We start from the raw sequence: 19460 nt of genomic DNA on the forward strand, positions 1-19460 counted from the left end.
CATCCCCCGGGCTGCCGGGGCACTTTGGGTATAATGCCCGCTTTTCTGATTGCCGGAGCCGCGAACGCGATGGAAAAGACGTACAACCCCCACGCCATCGAACAGCGTTGGTACCAGACCTGGGAAGACAACGGCTATTTCGAGCCCAGTGGCGAGGGCCAGCCCTACTGCATCATGATCCCACCGCCGAACGTCACCGGCAGCCTGCACATGGGCCATGCCTTCCAGGACACCATCATGGACGCCCTGATCCGCTACCACCGCATGAAGGGCGACAATACCCTCTGGCAGGCCGGCACCGACCATGCCGGCATCGCCACCCAGATGGTGGTCGAACGCCAGCTGGAAGCGGAGGGCAAGAGCCGTCACGACCTCGGCCGCGCCGCCTTCATCGCCAAGGTCTGGGAATGGAAACGCGAGTCCGGCGGCACCATCACCCGTCAGCTGCGCCGCATGGGCGCCTCGCTGGACTGGTCGCGGGAGCGCTTCACCATGGACGACGGCCTGTCCGAAGCAGTGCGCGAGGTGTTCGTCCGGCTTCACGAGGAGGGGCTGATCTACCGCGGCAAGCGGCTGGTCAACTGGGACCCGGTGCTGCACACTGCAGTCTCTGATCTGGAGGTGGTCTCGCAGGAGGAATCCGGTCACCTGTGGCACATGCGTTATCCGCTGGCCGACGGCTCCGGCCATCTGGTGGTGGCCACCACCCGCCCCGAGACCCTGCTCGGCGATACCGCGGTGGCCGTGCACCCGGACGACGAGCGCTACAAGGATCTGATCGGCAAGCGGGTGAAGCTGCCGCTCACCGATCGCGAGATCCCGATCGTCGCCGACGAGCACGTCGATCCCGAGTTCGGCACCGGCTGCGTGAAGATCACCCCGGCTCACGACTTCAACGACTACGAGGTGGGCCAGCGGCACGGCCTGCCGATGATCAACATCTTCACCATCGACGCCGCGCTGAACGAGAACGTGCCGGCCAAGTACCGCGGCCTCGACCGCTACGAGGCGCGCGATGTCATCGTCCACGACCTGGACGAGCTGGGCCTGCTGGAGGCGGTGGAGGACCACCGACTGATGGTGCCACGGGGCGATCGTTCCGGGGCGGTGGTCGAGCCCTTCCTCACCGACCAGTGGTTCGTGAAGATCGGTCCCCTGGCCCAGCCGGCCATCGAGGCGGTGGAGAAAGGTGACATCCGCTTCGTGCCGGACAACTGGAAGAACACCTATTTCGAGTGGATGCGCAACATCCAGGACTGGTGCATTTCGCGGCAGATCTGGTGGGGCCACCGCATCCCCGCCTGGTACGACAGCGAGGGCAATGTCTATGTCGGCCGCAGCGAGGACGAGGTGCGCGAGAAGCACGGGCTCGGCGACATCGAGCTGAAGCAGGACGAGGACGTGCTCGACACCTGGTTCAGTTCCGCGCTCTGGCCCTTCTCGACCCTGGGCTGGCCCCAGCAGACCGAGGCGCTCAGGACCTGGTACCCGACCAGTGTGCTGGTCACCGGCTTCGACATCATCTTCTTCTGGGTGGCGCGGATGATCATGATGGGCCTCAAGTTCATGGGCGACGTGCCCTTCCGCGAGGTCTACATCCACGGCCTGGTGCGCGACGCCCATGGCCAGAAGATGTCCAAGTCCAAGGGCAATGTGCTGGACCCCATCGACCTGATCGACGGCATCGATCTGGAGACCCTGATCGAGAAGCGCACCCGCGGCCTGATGCAGCCGCAGATGGCCAGGAAGATCGAAAAGGCGACACGCAAGGAGTTCCCCAAGGGCATCCCGGCCTTCGGCACGGACGCCCTGCGCTTCACCTTCGCCGCCATGGCCTCCACCGGCCGTGACATCAACTTCGACCTGGGCCGCATCGAGGGCTACCGCAACTTCTGCAACAAGCTGTGGAACGCGGCCCGCTACGTACTGATGAACACCGAGGCCGAGGACTGCGGCCAGCGCGGTGGCGAGGTCGAGCTGTCCGCCGCCGACCGCTGGATCATCGCCCGCCTGCAACGCACCATCGGCGCCGTCACCGAGGCCATCGAGCACTACCGCCTGGACCACGCCGCCCAGGCGCTCTACGAGTTCATCTGGAACGAGTACTGCGACTGGTACCTGGAACTCTCCAAGCCTGTGCTGACCGGCAGCGGCAGCAGCGAGGCCGCCCGCCGCGGCACCCGCCGCACCCTGGTACAGGTCCTGGAGACGACCCTGCGCCTGGCCCACCCCGTGATGCCCTTCATCACCGAGGAGATCTGGCAGCGGGTTGCACCGCTGGCCGGGGTGGAAGGCCCGACCATCATGCGCCAGCCCTTCCCCGTCGCCGACGACTCGCTGATCGATGCCGCGGCGGTGGAAGAGATGGAATGGGTGATGGGCTTCATCCTCGGCGTGCGCAAGATCCGCAGCGGCATGAACATCGACCCGCGCAAGCCGCTGCCGGTACTGATCGAAAACGGCAGCGAGAGCGACCGCGCCCGGCTGGAAGCCAACCGCCACTATCTGCTGAACCTGGGACGCATCGAGTCCATCACCTGGCTGGAGGCCGGCGCGACCCCGCCGGAGTCGGCCACCGCACTGCTCGGCAAGGCCAAACTGCTGATCCCGATGGCCGGGCTGATCGACAAGGAGGCCGAGATCGCACGGCTGAAGAAGGAGATCGAACGCAGCTGCAATGAATGGACGCGGATCGAAAAGAAGCTCGCCAACTGCGACTTCGTCGAAAAGGCCCCCGAGGCGGTAGTGGCCAAGGAACGCCACAAGCTGGGCGCCCTGACCACCGCGATCAAGGATCTTAAGGCCCAGCTGCACCGCATCGAGTCCCTCTAGCTAGCCCGGATATTGCATCAGGACCCCGGATGATGGCCTGGCTGGACCCGCGGGTATCGCGGCCTGGAGGCCGCTCCTACAACACATTGTGCCGCCACGCCCCGTAGGAGCGGCCTCCAGGCCGCGATTGGGCAATATCCCCGGGCGCGCATGATCGGCCAGCCTGCCTTGCCAGCTTCGCCCTGCGCATCGAATCCTTGGTGCAATATCCGGGCTAGACGGGTTCAAGTGGAAGCGTCCCGCCGTTCAAGAACTCCCGGACGTTGCCGATAGAGATTTGAGTTACCTGTCGACGCAACGAATAATTTGATGTAGGTTAGTACGTTACAGGAGTCGCACCGGTCCCTGAGAGGGAGCCAGGGATATAACAGACAGGTCACGGAAGGCTGAACCATGGTGCTTTCCGCCCCTATCTTGGCGGAAGACCAACGGTCCTTGGGGATTCAATGCCAACCATCCTGATCGTGGACGACCGTTTCTCCAGCCGCCAGACCCTGGCCGAGCTGGCGCACACCTTTCATCAGGAGACCACGGTCGAGGCGTTCAGCAATCCCGAGGACGCGCTGCGCTGGCTGAACTGGCATGCCGCCGACCTGGTCCTGACCCGTTACGACCTGCCGCAGATCACCGGCGTCGAATTCATCCGCCGGGTACGCGAACTGCCGGGTGGCAGCCACCTGCCGCTGGTCATCATCACCGCTGCCGACGACCGCTACGCGCGCTACGCCGCGCTGGATGCCGGCGCCACCGATTCCCTCACCGATCCCGTCGATCATGTCGAGTGGCAGGTCCGCTGCCGCAACCTGCTCACCCAGTACCAGCAGCACCGGATCATCCAGGACCGCGCCCACTGGCTGGAGAAGCAGGTCTCGGAGGCGGTCAGCGCGATCCGCGTGCGCGAGCAGGAGACCCTGCTGCGACTCGCCAAGGCCGGCGAATACCGCGACGAGGAGACCGGCAATCACGTGGTGCGCATGGCCAAGTATGCCAGGCTGATCGCCGAGGCCATGGGTCTGGAACGCGAGGAGGCCGAGATCATCGAGCTGGCCGCACCGATGCACGACATCGGCAAGATCGGCATCCCCGACGACATCCTGCTCAAGCCGGACCGCCTGCCGCCCGAGGAGTTCGAGATCATGAAGCGGCACACGGTGATCGGCTACGAGATCCTCAAGGACAGCCCCTCGCAGTACCTGCAGATGGGCGCAGTGATTGCCCTCGGCCACCATGAGAAATTCAACGGCACCGGCTACCCGCATGGCCTGCGCGGCGAGGACATCCCCCTCTCGGCGCGCATCGTCGCCGTGGCCGACGTCTATGACGCCTTGACCTCGGCCCGTCCCTACAAGCGCGCCTGGGAGGCCGACGAAGCCTTCGAGTTCATGCAGCGCAACAGTGGGACACACTTCGACCCGCGTTGTCTGGACGCCTTCCACAGCCAGATGGAGCGCGTGATCCGCATCCAGAAGCTGCTCAGCGACCACCCGGAACCGGCCCTGCCGGAACGGCACAGCGACATCGCCTGACCCTCCCCTCCAGCTGGCGCTCCGGTATACTGGCCCGACCCCAACGGCCGGAAGCGGCAGCGAGATGAGCAGATACCGCGGCGAGACCCACTTTCACCATGACGCCCCCGCCTGCTGTGGCGTGCTGCTGACCAACCTCGGCACCCCGGAGGCACCGACCCCCGCCGCGCTGCGCCGTTATCTGGCCGAATTCCTCTGGGATCCCCGGGTGGTGGAGATGCCACGTCCCCTGTGGTGGCTGCTCCTGCACGGGGTGATCCTGCGCACCCGTCCGGCGCGGGCCGCACGGGCCTATCGCAGCATCTGGTCGGCCGAGGGTTCACCCTTGCTGGCCATCTCCCGACGCCAGCAGTCCGGCCTGCAACAGCGACTCGACGCCCGCCTGCCGGGGCCGCTGCGGGTGGCACTGGGCATGCGCTACGGTCGCCCCTCCATCGAGGACGGCCTGGAGGAACTGCGCGCCGCCGGTGCCCGTCGCCTGCTGGTGCTGCCCCTCTATCCCCAGTATTCCGCCACCACCACGGCCTCCACCTTCGATGCGGTGAGCGCCGTGCTGCAGCGCTGGCGCTGGCTGCCTGCGCTGCGCTTCGTCGACCACTATCACGAGCATCCGGCCTATATCCGCGCCCTGGTGGCGAGCATCCGCGAACACCGTGCGCCATCCGGCGACGAGGCACGGCTGCTGTTCTCCTTCCACGGCCTGCCCAGGCGCTACCTGCTGCAGGGCGACCCCTACCACTGCGAGTGTCACAAGACCGCCCGCCTGGTGGCCGAGGCCCTGCAGCTGGACTCCGGCCAGTGGCAGCTCGCCTTCCAGTCGCGCTTCGGCCGCGAGGAATGGCTCAAGCCCTACACCGACCAGACCCTGAAGCGCTGGGCCAGGGACGGCATCCGCCGGGTGCAGGTCGTCTGCCCCGGCTTCAGCGCCGACTGCCTGGAGACCCTGGAGGAGATCGGCGAACAGAACCGCGAGCTGTTCCTCAAGGCGGGCGGCGAACACTTCGAGTACATCCCGGCCCTCAACGACCGCCCCGACCACCTGGAAGCACTGGCCGACATCGTCTGCGAGCAGATCCAGGGCTGGCCGGAGGCCGACCCTCAGTGGGACGCAGAACGCGACGCCGCCGAGCGCAGCCAGCGTCTGGAACGGGCGCGCCGCCTCGGGGCGTCTGGCTGAACGCCGTTTGCCTCATGCCCGCCAGGGGAGACAGGCCGATGGATTCGACGGGCGCCGCCGCGCCGCCCCTGCTGCTCGGCATCAGCAGCTGCCTGCTCGGCGAGGCGGTGCGTTACGACGGCAGCGACCGGCGGGATACGTGGATCTGCGGCCCCCTGGCCGAGGTCTTCGACTTCGAGCCGTTCTGCCCCGAGACGGCCATCGGCCTCGGCGTGCCGCGGCCGCCGATCCAGCTGCTCGGCACGCCGCAGCGCTGCCGGGCCCGTGGGGTGGAGGATCCCGCCCTCGACGTCACCATCCCCCTGCAACGCCTCGGCCGCGAGCGTGCCCGGCAGCTGGGCCGGATCAGCGGCTACATCTTCAAGGCCAGATCGCCGAGCTGCGGCCTGAGCGACGTCAGGCTGCTCGGCCCGGACGGGCGCAGCCGCCGCCGCGGCACCGGCCGCTATGCCGCCGCCTTCCTCGCCGCCCGGCCGGCCCTGCCGGTCATCGACGAACGCCGGCTGAGCGATCCGCGGCAGCGCGACCCCTTCCTGGAACGGGTCTTTGCCTACCACCGCTGGCAGCGGCTGCAGGCCTCCCGCCCGGACCGCGCTGCCGTGCAACACTTCCATCGCCGCCAGCGCCTGGCGCTGGACGCCCACGGCCCGGCCGGCCGGCGTGCCCTGGATCGCTGGCTGGAAGGGCCGGGCAGGCGGCTGGCCCCGTCCCGGCTGGTCAGCGCCTATCTGCCGCGTTTCATGCAGGCATTGGCCCCGGCCGCCACGCCGCGGCGCCATCATGCGGTGCTGCAAGGCATCGCCCGCCAGCTCCGCCCCCGACTCGACGCCGCCGACCGCCAGGAGCTGGAAGAGCTGATCGCGGCCTGGACGCGCGGCGAACTGCCGCGCAGCGCCGTGCTGGTCCTGCTGCGCCATCTGCTGCGCCGGCATCCGCTCGAATCCCTGGCGGAACAGAGCTATCTCTTCCCGGAAGCCGCGGAACAGCGACTGCGGCAGATCCTCTGAGGGCCACGCTCGCTCAGCGGCGCCGGCGGCGATGCGGACGACGCCCCCGGTCGCTCTTCGGTTCCAGGGTGCTGCGCCGCTTCTCCAGCAGGCAGAGGAAAAAGCCCTCCATCGCCCCCGCCGGCAGGATGCGCCGGGCGCCGGCCAGCGCCGGAGCGAAGGCCCGGCCCTGCCACTCGGCCAGCCCCGGCCGCCAGTTGGCGAAGGGCAACTCGACGGGCAACACCTCGAGGGCATCGCCGAAGGTTCGCAGCAGCCGGTCGAGCACCGCCTCGTTCTCCTCCGGCGCAAAGGAACAGGTCGAGTAAAGCAGCCGGCCGCCCGGCTTCAGGCACTGCACGGCGGAGAACAGCAGCCGCCCCTGCTTGCGCGCCATATCGCGGATCTTGGCGGGGCTCCAGTGGGCGTAGCTGGCCGGCTGGTCGAGGCGAATGCGCCCCTCGCTGGAGCAGGGTGCATCGAGCAGCACGCGGTCGAAGCGCTCGGGCGTCTTGCGCCAGATGTGGCTGCCGTCGGCCAGATAGGTCTGCACCATTTCCACCCCCTGGGCCGCCAGGTTGGCCCGCAGGCGGAAGAAGCGTGGACGCACCGCCTCCACCGCGGCGATGCGTCCCCGGTTCTGCATCAGCCCGGCCATCTGCGTGGTCTTGCTGCCGGGTGCGGCGGCCAGATCCAGCACCTCCTCGCCGGGCTGCGGATCGAGCAGCCAGGGGGGGAGCATGCTGGACAGGTTCTGGATGTAGATGGCCCCCTCGGCCACCGCCTTCGAGTGGCTCAACGCCTCGCGCTGCGCCGAGGGCAGGGTGAAGGCGCCCGGCAGCCAGTCGACCGACTGGGGCTCCAACCCCTCCGCCTGCAGCGCGGCGCGGGCCGCCTCGACCCCGCCGCGCAGGGGATTGGCACGGCAGGCCAGGCGCGGTGGCGGCCCGGCCAGGGCCTTGGTGTCCGGCAGCAGGGCCTGCAGCCGCTGCAGCAGGATCTCGGGCGGGGCGTCACTCATTCTATGGTACCGTAGGGGGATGTCTGTCTTGCCGTTGCGCCGTGCCCTTCTCTGGCTGATCGCGGGCCTGTGCTGGATGAGCCAGGCCGGTGCGGCACCACCGCAGCTGCTGTTGCCCAAGTCCCGGCTGTCGCCGGACGAGATCGCCATTATCGTCAATGACCGGGACCCTGTCAGCCGGCGCATCGGCGACTATTACCGCCAGGCGCGCGGCATCCCCAGGGCCAACCTGATCCATGTCTCCCTGCCGCCCGGGCGCGCCACCCTGCGGCCTGCCCGTTTCGAGGCCATCTATCGCGAGGTCCAGGCCCGGACCCCGCCGCAGGTGCAGGCCTATGCCCTGACCTGGACGACCCCCTTCCGCGTCGGCTGCATGTCCATCACCACCGCCTTCGCCGCCGGTTTCGACCGCCAGTGGTGCTCCGCCAAGCGCTGTGCACCCACCCGGCGCAGCCCCTACTTCAACAGCACCAGCCAGCAGCCCTGGCAGGAACTCGGGCTGCGTCCGACGATGAGCATCGCGGGCCGTGACTTCGACCAGGCACGGGCGCTGATCGACCGCGGCATCGCCAGCGACGCCAGCTGGCCGAAAGGCAGCGCCTATCTGCTCGAGACCTCGGACCGGCGCCGCTCGGTGCGCGCCCCCGGCTTTCCCTTCATCGCCCGGCTGTTCGGCCGCCGGCTGCCGGTGAGGCTGCTGAAACAGGACAGCCTGCGCGACCGTGACGACGTGCTGTTCTATTTCACCGGCCTGCCCCGCGTGGAGGGGCTCGACAGCCTGGGTTTCCTCCCCGGGGCGGTGGCCGACCACCTGACCTCGGCCGGCGGCATCCTCACCGGCAAACGCCAGATGACCGTGCTGCGCTGGCTGGAAGCCGGTGCCACCGGCAGCTACGGGACGGTGGTCGAACCCTGCAACCTGCCGGCCAAGTTCCCGGCCCCCGGCGTGCTGATGGCGCACTACCTGGGCGGCGCCAGCCTGGTCGAGGCCTACTGGAAGAGCGTCGCCATGCCCGGCGAGGGGCTGTTCGTCGGCGAGCCCCTGGCCGCACCCTTCGCCGGCGAGCGCCTGCACGAGGCAAAGGACGGCCTGCTGCTCGAGACCCACGCCCTGCGCCCCGGCCACTACCGCCTGCTCGCCGCCGCCACCCCGGTCGGCCCCTTCCGGCCCTTGCCCAGCATCCTCCAGGTGCAGGCCGGCCAGTGGCGGTTCCGCCTGCCACGGGTGAAGGCCGCCTATCTGAAACTCGAACCCGTCGCCGCGGTCAGCATCCACCGGCCGGCGCCATGAAACGCCTCTACAGCAGCGCCGACAGCCTGCTGCTCAACCATCTGCTGAATCTTCTCCGCAACGCCGGCATCGACTGCCGGCTGGGCAACGAGTTCCTGGGCGGCGGTGCCGGCGAGCTGCCGGTACTCGATGTCTGGCCCGAGATCCGGGTGGCCGACGCCGACCTGGCCCAGGCCCGGCGCCTGCTCGAGGCCGCCCTGGGTCCACCGCCCCCGGCCCCACCGGCTTGGCAGTGCCCCCACTGTGGCGAGACCCTGGAGGGGCAATTCGACCAGTGCTGGAACTGTGGCAAATCACGACCGGGAGGGTTGCATTTGCCTCACTCTGGGCTATCCTCGTAAATGATAGGGTTAAGCCGGATATTGCACCAAGGATTCGATTCTCAGGGCGGAGCTGGCAAGGCAGGTTGGTCGATCACCCGCAGCAGCATAGCCGTAGCTAGGGTTCAAGGGGGATCGGCCAGGATGCGCAGCCAGATGCGTCCTGAGATCGAATAGGCACAAAGTGTACCCCGCCACGAGGGCCTATTTGCGAGCCTCCTGGCCTTGTATACCAGCCTGCACTCCGATCATGCGGGCCGCCTTGGTGCAATATCCGGGTTAAGGACCTCGTAGAAGGTCTCCCTTGGAGCGAGGAGGAAAAAAACAATGACTATCATGAACGTAATCCGCAAGACCTGTACCTGGTGTGTCGGCACGGCCATCCTTTTGCTGACCCTGCTGGCCATCGTCTGGATGGTCATCCTGGCCGGCGCGCCACAGCCCTAGGCTACTGTTTCGACGCCACTTCCCCTGCCGGCGCAGGGGAAGTGGCGTTGCTGTCTCACAGCGGGAGGCAGCGGGATCAACCCTGGCCGGCAGCGGCCGATACAGTCTCCAGACCCGGCGGTCCCTCGTCGGACAAGCCATGCAAACTGTCTGGAGGTTGTCTCATGCGCCATGCCCTCGCCCCTGCCCTGCTGATCCTCGGTCTCTGCCAGAGCGCAGCCATCCAGGCCGGCTGGAATCCCTTCCGGGAGGAAGCCGCCGCCAGCCGGCCAACGGCCAAGGACCACGAGGTAGCCGCCGCTATCGCCGCCTTCCGGGCCAAGGATCCGGACATGAAGGTGTTCTTCGACAAGGCCTATGGCTATGCGGTCTTTCCCACCGTCGGCAAGGGCGGCATCGGCATCGGCGGCGCCTACGGCAAGGGTGAGGTCTTCGTCCGCGGCCGGCACGTCGGCTACACCTCGCTGAGCCAGCTGACCATAGGCTTCCAGTTCGGCGGCCAGGCCTACAGCGAGATCATCTTCTTCAGGGACAAGGCCACCATGGAGGACTTTCAGGCCGGCAACTTCGAGTTCAGCGCCCAGGCCTCGGCGGTGGCAGCCACCGCTGGTGCCTCGGCCGACGCCGACTACAGCAACGGCGTGGCCATCTTCACCCTGGCCAAGGGTGGACTGATGTACGAGGCCTCGGTAGGCGGCCAGAAATTCAGCTTCACGCCGCGGAAATAGGCGCCACACCCTCCGCCAGCGCCGCGGCCGCAGCCTGCTCGATGCCGGGGCGGCCGAACCAGTAGCCGTCGCAGCTCGCCCAGGGCAGCAGCCGCTGCAGGCTGGCATTCGCCTCCTCGGGGCTGCGCAGCCCGCGCAGACAGTCGTCATAGAGGCCGATCACCTCGGCAGTTCCCCGCGAGTGGGGGCTGATGCGCAGCACATCCACCTTCAGCTCGACGAGCTCCGGCAGCACCGGCAGCAGATTGCAGACGCTGGCCGACTGGGTCTGAATGCCGTTGATGTTGAGGAACGACTGGTCCTCCCGGGTGCGCAGGGTCAGACCATCCGGGTAGTCCAGGCAGCGGAACTGGCAGTCGTCCTTGGGCAGGTTGTGGGCCCGGGCCGTGAAGCAGCGGGCCGAGTAGGCGAGCGGCAGCCGGCCATGGACGAAGACCTCGGTCTCCACGCCGGCCGGCCGGTTCTGCTGCATCTCCGCCAGGGTCTCGCGCGACAGCTCCACCGGGAACAACCAGCGGCGCAGGCCGCTTTCCGCCAGACGCTGCAGGGCTCGCGGGTTGTAGATGTTGACGCTGGGCCCGGTGGCGAAGGGCCGCCCCTCCAGGAGGTTGACCGCGGCCATGTCGTTGGCCTCGACCATGAAGCGGCCGTTGTCGCACAGCCGGCGCAGGGTCTTCAGCTCCGACTCGGCCTCTATCAGCGCCAGGGTCGAGATCACCACCTCCTTGCCGGCATCGCCGAGCCGCCCGGCCAGTTCCAGCCAGTCGTCGGTCTTCAGCTGACGGCGCTTGGCGCACACCGCCTCGCCAAGGTAGACGATGTCCACCGGCGTCTCGGCCATCTGTTCATAGAACTCGAACACCTGCGCCCGCGGCCAGAAGTAGAGCAGCGGGCCGAGCGACAGTCGGGGTCTGTGTTGGGTCGTCATTGCCATGGCCTGTGGTAGGCCCCCAGGGTGGTCTGTGTGCCCTCGGCGACCTTGCCGAGCTGGGACAGCCAGTCCGACTGGGGAATGTAGTTGTCGGGATTGCGCTGACAGGCATCCAGGGCCGCGCGCCAGACGCGGGTCACCTGGGCCACATAGGCGGGACTGCGCTGGCGCCCCTCCAGCTTGACTGCCGCCACCCCGGCCGCCGCCAGCTGCGGCAGTATGGCCAGGGTATTGAGGCTGGTCGGTTCCTCCAGGGCGTAATAGGTGCTGTCACCAACCTGGAAACGGCCCTTGCAGAGGGTCGGATAGCCCGGGTTCTCATCCGCGGTGAAACGGTCGATGAGGATGCCGTTGAGGCGCGTCTCCAGGCGGTCGTCGATCTCGCGCCATTCCACCGCCTTGGCCGGAGAGCAGGCGCCGTAGGTGTTGGGCGACTCGCCGGTGGCGAAGGAGGACAGCAGGCAGCGCCCCTCGACCATCACGCACAGGCTGCCGAAGCCGAACACCTCGATGTCCACCGGGCTGCGTTCGATCAGCGCCTGCACCTGGGCCAGCGACAGCACCCGCGGCACCACCACCCGCTGGATGCCGAAATGCCGGTGGTAGAAGTCGATCGCCTCGTAGTTGGTGGCCGAGCCCTGCACCGAGAGATGCAGTCGCGCCTCGGGCCAGCGTTCGCTGGCATAGTCCAGCACGCCGATGTCGGCGGCGATCAGCGCATCGACACCGAGCCCCACGGCCTCGTCCACCGCCCGCTGCCAGCGCGGCCAACCGGCCGGCTGCGGGTAGGTATTGATGGCCAGGAACACCCGCGCCTGGCGTGCGTGGGCATATTCCACCCCCTGGCGCATGGCATCGGCGTTGAAGTTGAGCCCGGCAAAGTGGCGCGCGTTGGTGTCGTCGCGAAAGCCGATGTAGACGGCATCGGCGCCGTTGTCGACGGCACTCTTCAGGGCATGCAGATTGCCTGCTGGACAGACCAGTTCCATCAATCACCTCTCAGTATTAGCCCGTATTAGCCCGGCCAGCCGACGGCGGCCGCCATCTGCCGCCGCGCCAGCTCGCCCTCGATGGCGTTCAGCACCGCCCACTTCCGGCTGCACCAGGCCGGTGCCAGCAGCAGCCGTGCCTCGGCGGTGCCGGTCAGGCGGTGAAACACCACCTCGGGAGGGGTCTGCTCCACCAGGTCGGCGGCAATCGACACATAGTCGTCGAAACCCAGCGGCCGGTATTCGCCGCGCCGCCAGGCATTGGCCAGGCGGGTGCCCTTGACCACGTGCAGCGGGTGCAGCTTGAGGCCGTCGACGCCCAGCTCCAACACCCGCTGCAGGGTGGCCAGCGCCCGTGCCCGGCCCTCACCCGGCAAGCCGACGATCAGGTGGGTGCAGACCGGGATGCCGCGCCCGCGGGCGGCGCGCAGGGTGTCGCGATACTCGGCGAAACCGTGGCCGCGGTTGACCCGCTGCAGGGTGTCGTCGAAGGCCGACTGCAGCCCCAGCTCCAGCCACACCTCGTAGCCGCGTTCCCGGTAGCCGGCCAGCAGATCGAGCACCGCCGGCGGCACACAGTCCGGGCGGGTGCCCACCGACAGGCCGACCACGTCCGGCTCGGACAGGGCCGCCTCGTAGAGCCGGGCCAGGTTGCGCACGTCGTCGTAGGTGTTGGTATAGGCCTGAAAATACGCGATAAAACGCCGCGCCCCGGTGCGCTTGGCGAGCACCCGCCGGCCCGCTTCGATCTGTGCCGCGATCGGCGGCGGTTGCCTGGCATTGGGATTGAACGAAGCATTGTTGCAGAATGTACAGCCGCCGCGGCCCTTGCTGCCGTCCCGGTTGGGACAGGTGAAGCCGGCGTGAATCGCCAGCTTGTGGACCCGCTCACCATAGCGGCGCAACAGATCCTGGCCGTAGGTGTTGACGTACTGATGCAGACTCATGCTCCGCCGCCCTGCTCGCCACGCCGGCCGGAATCTGACAGACTCCTGTTAAAACCCATCGGGATAGATTCTCACTTGTAGCGAAACCAGTACTTGATCCATATCAACCCAACAGACGGGCGCCCCGCTAAGCTAAGGGGTTCCCATTGGAGAACCTAGCATGACATCCACTCCGGAATCCCCGGCAAGCGCCGGAGACAGCAGCGATTTTTCCGTCAAGGTCGGCCTTGCCGAGATGCTCAAGGGCGGCGTCATCATGGACGTCACCAACGCCGAGCAGGCGAAGATCGCCGAGGCGGCCGGTGCCGCTGCGGTGATGGCCCTGGAGCGCATCCCGGCCGACATCCGCCGCGACGGCGGCATCGCGCGGATGTCCGACCCGGCGATGATCCGCGACATCCAGGCCGCAGTCTCCATCCCGGTGATGGCCAAGTGCCGCATCGGCCATTTTGCCGAGGCCCAGGTACTGGAGGCGCTGGCCATCGACTTCATCGACGAGAGCGAGGTCCTGACCCCGGCCGACGACCGGCATCACGTCGACAAGCACCGCTTCCGCGTGCCCTTCGTCTGCGGCGCCACCGACCTCGGCGAAGCACTGCGCCGCATCGGCGAGGGCGCGGCCATGATCCGCACCAAGGGCGAGGCCGGCAGCGGCAACATCGTCGAGGCCGTGAAGCACATGCGCGCGCTGCAGGACGGCATGCGCCGTCTCACCACCCTGGACCACGCCCAGCTGATGACCGCCGCCAAGGAACTGGGCGCGCCCTACGATCTGGTCTGCCATGTCGCCGAGCACGGCCGGCTGCCGGTGCCCAACTTCTCGGCCGGCGGCATCGCCACCCCGGCCGACGCCGCGCTGATGATGCAGCTCGGCGCCGAGGCGGTGTTCGTCGGCTCCGGCATCTTCAAGTCGGACGACCCCCAGGCCCGCGCCGAGGCCATCGTCCAGGCGACGACCTACTACAACGACCCGCAGAAGCTGCTCGAGGTCAGCACCGGCCTGAAGAGCGCCATGCAGGGACTGGACATGGCCGATATCCCACCCGACCAGCGGCTGGCCGAACGCGGATGGTAGTACAGGCAACGATCGGCGTGCTGGCCCTGCAGGGCGCCTTCCAGAAGCATCTCGACATGCTGGCCCGGCTCGACCAGCCGGCGCGGGCGGTGCGCTACCCCGAGCAGCTTGCGGACTGTGCCGGGCTGATCCTCCCGGGTGGCGAATCGACTACCATGAGCCGTCTGCTGCGCGACACCGGGCTGCTGCAGCCGCTGCGCGAGTACGCATGCGAGCACCCGCTGTTCGGCACCTGCGCCGGCCTGATCCTGATGGCCGAACGGGTCGAGGACCCCCGCGTCGAACCGCTGGGGGTGCTGCCGATGCGCGCCGAACGCAACCGCTACGGCCGGCAGATCGACAGCTTCACCGCTCCGCTGCAACTGGCCTTCGACGCGGACGGCCCACCCTTCCCGGGCGTCTTCATCCGTGCCCCGGCCGCCAGCGAACTGGGCGAGGAGATCGAGGTACTGGCCCGACACCAAGGGCAGCCGGTGCTACTCGCTGCCGGTGCTCACCTGGCCGCCGCCTTCCACCCGGAACTGACCGACGACCCGCGGGTGCACCGCCACTGGCTACAGCGGATCGCGGCAGCCTCCCGCCCCCAGGCCAGGGCGGCGGCTTCCTGATGTCCGTCCATGGAGGAGACCTGTCGATGAACAGCGCATCCCTGCCCAGCCGGCAACGCACACCCAGCCTGCCGCCATTGCTCACCTGGCCCCTGGAGTTCCTGCCCCGCCGCCTGCCGGAGGAGGTCTTCGTCGCCGCCCTCAACCGGCTGTTTGCCGAGCCGCTGCGTAACGGCGAACTCGACTTCCTGGAAGGACGCATGCTGCAGATTGGCCTCACCGACCTGGGCCGATCACTGCGCATCGGCCTGCGGCAGCGACGTCTGCAGCGCGGCACGCCCGGCCAGCGGCCGGACATCCGCATCGAAGGCAAGCTCTACGAGTTCCTGCTGCTGGCCACCCGCCGCGAGGACGCCGACACCCTGTTCTTCAACCGCCGGCTGCGGCTCGCCGGTGACACCGAGCTGGGCCTCTACGTCAAGAACTTCCTCGACGCCCAAGAGCCGGACGAACGCTTGCAGCCGCTGCTGCGCCTGCTGGAGCAGGCCTGCCGCATGCTGGAGCGCTGGGGCTGATGATCGAGACGGCCGAGCTGGAGCGCGAGGATCACCGTCAGGCGGTCTTCGAACTGCTCGACCTCTATGCCCGCGACCGCATGGGCGAGGACCATCCGCTGGACCCGGCCCTGCAGCCGGCGCTGATCGACGGCCTGCGACGGGCCGGGGCACTGGTGCTGCTGGCCTTCGACGACGGCACCGCGGTCGGTCTGCTGATCGGCTTCGAGGCTTTCTCCACCTTCAATGCCCGTCCGCTGCTCAACGTCCACGACCTGGCGGTCCGTCCGGGCTACCGCGGCCACGGCATCGGCCGACGGCTGCTGGAAAGCGCCGAGGAGATCGCACGCCAACGCGGTTACTGCAAACTGACGCTGGAGGTACGCATCGACAACGAGGCCGCCCAGCACCTGTACCGCAGCTTCGGTTTCCGCGACTGCCGGCCGCCGATGTGGTTCTGGCACAAACCGCTCTAGCTAGCTAGCCCGCCTCCTGCACCAAGGATTCGATTCTCGGGGCGGATCGGACTGAAATCGAACAGGCGCAAAGCGTAACCTGCCTGCGCGGGTCTTGCATGGCATCGCCTTCCCGCCCGCTTGTACCTATAATCAAAACGACACTGGTACAGCAAAGGGAGATCAGCGCCATGGCTACTGCCAAGAAGAAGACCACCAGGAAGAAATCCGTCACTGCCAGGAAGACCGCCGCGCGCAAGAAATCAGCGGTGAGTCGCAAGAAATCCGCCGCCAAGAAGAAGGCCATCAGTGAGAAGCAGCGCAGCCTGACGGCCCGGCTGCGCGCGGAACTCAAGGCCAGCAAGGAACTGCTGCGCACCGCCAACGCCAATGCCAAGGCGGAGATCGCTCAGCTCAAGGAGAAACTCGCCGCCGCCCTGAAGCGCGAGCAGGAACTGCTCAAGCTCAGTGAGAAGAAGGCCAAGATGATGCTCCAGGCCGGCGAACGCTGGGAGAAGGCGCAGCTGCGCAAGATCCAGTCGGTGGTCAAGAAGAAACGCCGCAAGTCGCGGGCCTGAGGCGAAGCGCCAATCCTCCGGCTGCGGCTCGCAGCCCGCAGCCCGCAGCCGGCATCTACGCCGCAGGTCTCACCGCTGCGAGTCGCCTCGCCACCCGCAGCTTGCGGGTGGCGGGATTTTCTTCCCGCTTGCCGCTAGAATGTAGGCGGTGATCCCATGCCCGGCGCCAGCGCCGGGCCATTCATCCAGCATCCCGTTTATTTTGTGGGGAGGTGATATGTTCTTCAAAGCAGTGGCCGGACTCGTCCTCCTGGCCAGCGGCAACGCGCTCGCCGGCCAGTTCCCCCTGGAGATCTTCGAATATTTCGACGACAGCAAGATCGTCATCTATGCCAGGGAGGAGGCCATCCAGCAGGCACCGGCCTGGATGCCGGAGACAGGCGCACCGCCGCTCGGGATCGGCCGCCTGATCGAGATCGGCAACCAGTGGATCAGCCGTGACCCCCGCCTGCAGGGTGCCCACATCCACGAAATCGAGCTGAAACCGATCCGCCACCACGAATCACAGCAGCGCTGGTACTACCTGGTCCAGCTACAGAGGGCGGACGACAGCGGCAAACCAGTGAAGACCTATCTCGCCGTGCTGCTGGACGGCACGGTCCTGCCTGCGCTGCGCGAGCCCGCCGCCTACAAGTAACTTCCCGTCCGCCGGCGGGGCGGCCAACGACGTCGCCTCGCCCCAAGTCGCATGTGCAGGCCAAGAGTCTGTCGGACTTACGGTCAATCTACCGCGCTGATGGGAGGGCGGCCCAAATCCCCCCGATTTCTCGTTGCGTAGGCCCACGATGCGCCTCGAAATCGTGAGAATTTGTGCTCGCTCTCCCACCATGTTCGCTACGATTGCCTGAATCCGACAGACTCCTGGGGGGCCTGTCAACACCGCGCCAATCGCGGCCAGGAGGCCGCTCCTACGGGGCATGGCGGCACAATGTGTTGTAGGAGCGGCCTCCAGGCCGCGATCCCCGGCGGGTCCAGCCACGCCATCATCCGGGGACTTGGTGCAATATCCGGGCTAAACCAGCCCGCGCTGGCTGAAGCCGACCAGCACCATGATCAGCAGGATGATGCCGACCGCCAGCAGGGTGAAGCCGATGACATGGAAGACGAAGTTGGCGAGCTTCGAGGGCGGGTCCACCAGGTGCTTCTCCAGCTCGCCGCTGGCCACCAGCCGGGCATATTCCTCCGGCCGCTCCTCCTTGAACTCCTCCAGGTCCCAACTGCCGGTGAACATCACCGTGTCCAGCGGGAACTTGGCCGGCCGGAAATGGTTGTTGAAGAAGTGCACCACGAACAGGGTGGCGACTGCCAGGAAGGCCTCCACGCCATGGGCGATGGAGGCGACGTTGAACACCCAGCCCGGCAGGTATTTCAGGGTCACCGGCGAGAACCAGAGCAGCAGCCCGGAGCTGCCGATGACGAAGGCCCCCCAGTACACTGCCCAGTAGTCGAACTTCTCCCAGTAGGTCCAGCGGTCGAAGCGCGGCTGCCGGCCCTTGCCGAAGAACCAGCGGAACTGGCCCTTCATGTCCTCCCAGTCCTTCCTGCGCGGCAACAGCGAATTCGGCCCGAACCAGTCGAAATCCTTGTCGCGCAGCACCCGGGCCAGCACCACGCCGCCGTGGCCGAACACCGAGAGCAGGAAGATGCTGCCGGCGGTACGGTGGATCAGGCCGAAGGTAGCGGAGCCGCCGACTGCCTCGATGGCGCGCATCGCCCAGTCGGTATCCGGGTACATCACCGCCATGCCGGTCAATACCAGGGTCATGACCGACAGCGCCAGGGCCCAGTGGTTGAGGCGCCAGTACCAGGGGAAGCGCTGGAACTGCTTGTCGCTGTGCTTGCGCTCCGGCTTCTCGCGGTAGGGCACCGAGATGCCACCCCCGCCACGGTACCACTTGATGACCCGCGACTTGTACTCACGATAGAACCAGAGCAGCGAATGGCCATAGAAGAAGATCAGCACGCCGATGACGATGCCGACCATGAACTTGCCGGTGATGAACATCGCCGGATACTTCTCGAAGTCACTGGTGTTGCCGTGCGGCTTGTACTGGACGATCTTGTCGCTGGCGTCCTCGTGGCATTCGCGGCAGGTCTCCAGCCGGTTCTGCCCGCTGACCAGTGACAGGGGGTCGTCGATGCGCCGGGTGTCATGGCCGCGGTGGCAGTCGACGCAGCGCGCCACCTTTTCGTTGCCCAGCCAGGCCAGGGCGCCGTGAGTGGTGGTCATGTAGCTGGTGACCGCCTTCTCGTGGCAGTTGCCGCAGTTCTTGGTGACGATGCGGTGCGCGCTGAGCCCCTTCACCTCGCTGACCTGATGCGAGGAATGGCAGTCGCTGCAGGTCGCGCTGTCCCCCTTCCAGGGAGTCCTGATGGCCGCGCCGTGGACCGACTGGCCGTACTCGGCCAGGGCGTCCTGGTGACAGCCGCCACACATCTGCGGGGAATTCTCGCGATAGGTCGAGGCCCGGGGATCCGAGGAGCTGAACACATAGTGGGCGGTGTGGCAATCGGCACAGTCGGCATTGTCCACCAGCCCGCCCTCGGCACGCTCGGCATGGATGGAATGGGTGTAGGCCTCGGTCTGCACCACCACCGGCGGCGTCTTCACCCGCCGGGTGATGGCCCGCCCCTTGGGCTTGACCCTTTCCCTGATCTGCTGCGGGTCGAGCCGCACGTGGCAGCTGACGCAGTCGACCTTGGCCAATTCGTCCTCGTGCGGCAGGCGTTCGACGTCGCTGTGACACTCGACGCAGGCCAGCTCGCCGTGGCGGCTCTCCTGCATCGCCTCGTAGTTGAGGTCCAGCGAGCGTTTGCGGCCCCCCCCATGCGCCCCCTCGGGCACGGCAAAGCCCTTCACTCCGTGACATTCCAGGCACTCGGCATCGTCGATGGCGGGCGCGGCGGCGGCCCAGCCGGCAAGACCGCACAACAGGAGTAGTAGCGAAAGGAAACGCAAGCAGGTTCGAATCATGAGGAGAACTACGGAACAGAGCGGACGGACGCCCGCCAACAAATGCCGGCCGCGGTCCAACCCGGGGACCGCGGCCGGACC

Annotated in this window: 18 protein-coding genes; 13 read left to right on the forward strand and 5 right to left on the reverse strand. The window is 67.4% G+C overall.

Annotated features, from left to right (window positions below; translation table 11 throughout):
• Positions 1-69 precede the first annotated feature (69 nt).
• From QVG61_RS10805 to QVG61_RS10820, 4 genes are all read left to right on the forward strand, one after another.
• Positions 70-2832 carry a valine--tRNA ligase gene (locus QVG61_RS10805; RefSeq protein ID WP_289930648.1) on the forward strand — a complete coding sequence of 921 codons (2763 nt, stop codon included), beginning with the start codon at positions 70-72 and terminating at the stop codon, positions 2830-2832.
• Positions 2833-3278: 446 nt separating this feature from the next.
• Complete coding sequence (locus QVG61_RS10810; RefSeq protein ID WP_289930649.1) at positions 3279-4358, forward strand: HD domain-containing phosphohydrolase; 1080 nt, start codon at positions 3279-3281, stop codon at positions 4356-4358.
• A gap of 64 nt (positions 4359-4422) precedes the next feature.
• Positions 4423-5535 (forward strand): ferrochelatase, encoded by a 1113-nt coding sequence (gene hemH / locus QVG61_RS10815; RefSeq protein ID WP_289930650.1) that lies wholly within the window; start codon positions 4423-4425, stop codon positions 5533-5535.
• Positions 5536-5573: 38 nt separating this feature from the next.
• Positions 5574-6542, forward strand: coding sequence for a DUF523 and DUF1722 domain-containing protein (locus QVG61_RS10820; protein ID WP_289930651.1), 969 nt, complete (start codon positions 5574-5576; stop codon positions 6540-6542).
• A 13-nt stretch (positions 6543-6555) separates the two neighbouring features.
• On the opposite strand, the gene QVG61_RS10825 is transcribed toward QVG61_RS10820, so the two are convergent.
• On the reverse strand, positions 6556-7542 hold the full coding sequence (locus QVG61_RS10825) for an RsmB/NOP family class I SAM-dependent RNA methyltransferase (RefSeq protein WP_289930652.1): 987 nt from the start codon (positions 7540-7542) through the stop codon (positions 6556-6558).
• A 28-nt stretch (positions 7543-7570) separates the two neighbouring features.
• Between QVG61_RS10825 and QVG61_RS10830 the strand changes: the two genes are divergently transcribed.
• The 3 genes from QVG61_RS10830 to QVG61_RS10840 all read left to right on the forward strand — a co-directional run bounded on the left by QVG61_RS10830 (position 7571) and on the right by QVG61_RS10840 (position 10328).
• A complete protein-coding gene (locus QVG61_RS10830) occupies positions 7571-8833 on the forward strand; it encodes a TIGR03790 family protein (RefSeq protein WP_289930653.1) in 1263 nt (420 codons plus the stop codon).
• The gene (locus QVG61_RS10835; RefSeq protein WP_289930654.1) at positions 8830-9174 is read left to right on the forward strand and encodes a DUF2007 domain-containing protein; all 345 of its coding nucleotides are present in this window, start codon (positions 8830-8832) and stop codon (positions 9172-9174) included. Before QVG61_RS10830 ends, QVG61_RS10835 begins: the two co-directional genes overlap by 4 nt.
• A 590-nt stretch (positions 9175-9764) precedes the next feature.
• Complete coding sequence (locus tag QVG61_RS10840; protein ID WP_289930655.1) at positions 9765-10328, forward strand: YSC84-related protein; 564 nt, start codon at positions 9765-9767, stop codon at positions 10326-10328.
• Here the strand turns inward: QVG61_RS10840 and QVG61_RS10845 are convergent.
• The 3 genes from QVG61_RS10845 to QVG61_RS10855 are packed head-to-tail and all read right to left on the reverse strand — an operon-like array spanning position 10312 to position 13195.
• Positions 10312-11256 carry a U32 family peptidase gene (locus QVG61_RS10845; protein WP_289930656.1) on the reverse strand — a complete coding sequence of 315 codons (945 nt, stop codon included), beginning with the start codon at positions 11254-11256 and terminating at the stop codon, positions 10312-10314. The two genes, QVG61_RS10840 and QVG61_RS10845, sit on opposite strands and share 17 nt — an antisense overlap.
• On the reverse strand, positions 11253-12248 hold the full coding sequence (locus QVG61_RS10850) for a peptidase U32 family protein (protein WP_289930657.1): 996 nt from the start codon (positions 12246-12248) through the stop codon (positions 11253-11255). The genes QVG61_RS10845 and QVG61_RS10850 overlap by 4 nt, the downstream gene beginning before the upstream one ends.
• A 26-nt stretch (positions 12249-12274) precedes the next feature.
• Positions 12275-13195: a TIGR01212 family radical SAM protein gene (locus QVG61_RS10855; protein ID WP_289930658.1), complete on the reverse strand. Its 921-nt coding sequence runs from the start codon at positions 13193-13195 to the stop codon at positions 12275-12277.
• A gap of 160 nt (positions 13196-13355) precedes the next feature.
• On the opposite strand from QVG61_RS10855, the gene pdxS reads away from it, so the two are divergent.
• The 6 genes from pdxS to QVG61_RS10885 all read left to right on the forward strand — a co-directional run bounded on the left by pdxS (position 13356) and on the right by QVG61_RS10885 (position 17042).
• Positions 13356-14270: a pyridoxal 5'-phosphate synthase lyase subunit PdxS gene (pdxS, locus tag QVG61_RS10860; protein ID WP_354671161.1), complete on the forward strand. Its 915-nt coding sequence runs from the start codon at positions 13356-13358 to the stop codon at positions 14268-14270.
• Complete coding sequence (gene pdxT, locus QVG61_RS10865; protein ID WP_289930659.1) at positions 14264-14878, forward strand: pyridoxal 5'-phosphate synthase glutaminase subunit PdxT; 615 nt, start codon at positions 14264-14266, stop codon at positions 14876-14878. The genes pdxS and pdxT overlap by 7 nt, the downstream gene beginning before the upstream one ends.
• Positions 14879-14904: 26 nt before the next feature.
• A complete protein-coding gene (locus QVG61_RS10870; protein WP_289930660.1) occupies positions 14905-15393 on the forward strand; it encodes an SCP2 sterol-binding domain-containing protein in 489 nt (162 codons plus the stop codon).
• Positions 15393-15848, forward strand: a complete 456-nt coding sequence (locus QVG61_RS10875; RefSeq protein ID WP_289930661.1) for a GNAT family N-acetyltransferase — start codon at positions 15393-15395, stop codon at positions 15846-15848. Before QVG61_RS10870 ends, QVG61_RS10875 begins: the two co-directional genes overlap by 1 nt.
• A gap of 170 nt (positions 15849-16018) precedes the next feature.
• Positions 16019-16405, forward strand: a complete 387-nt coding sequence (locus tag QVG61_RS10880; protein WP_289930662.1) for a hypothetical protein — start codon at positions 16019-16021, stop codon at positions 16403-16405.
• A 217-nt stretch (positions 16406-16622) separates the two neighbouring features.
• Positions 16623-17042, forward strand: coding sequence for a hypothetical protein (locus QVG61_RS10885; RefSeq protein WP_289930663.1), 420 nt, complete (start codon positions 16623-16625; stop codon positions 17040-17042).
• Between the two features lie 375 nt (positions 17043-17417).
• Here QVG61_RS10885 and QVG61_RS10890 read toward each other — a convergent pair whose 3' ends face one another.
• Positions 17418-19379: a cytochrome b/b6 domain-containing protein gene (locus QVG61_RS10890; protein WP_289930664.1), complete on the reverse strand. Its 1962-nt coding sequence runs from the start codon at positions 19377-19379 to the stop codon at positions 17418-17420.
• Positions 19380-19460 lie beyond the last annotated feature (81 nt).

Origin of the sequence: Thiohalobacter sp. IOR34 (assembly GCF_030406045.1) — a bacterium.
Classification (GTDB): Bacteria; Pseudomonadota; Gammaproteobacteria; order Thiohalobacterales; family Thiohalobacteraceae.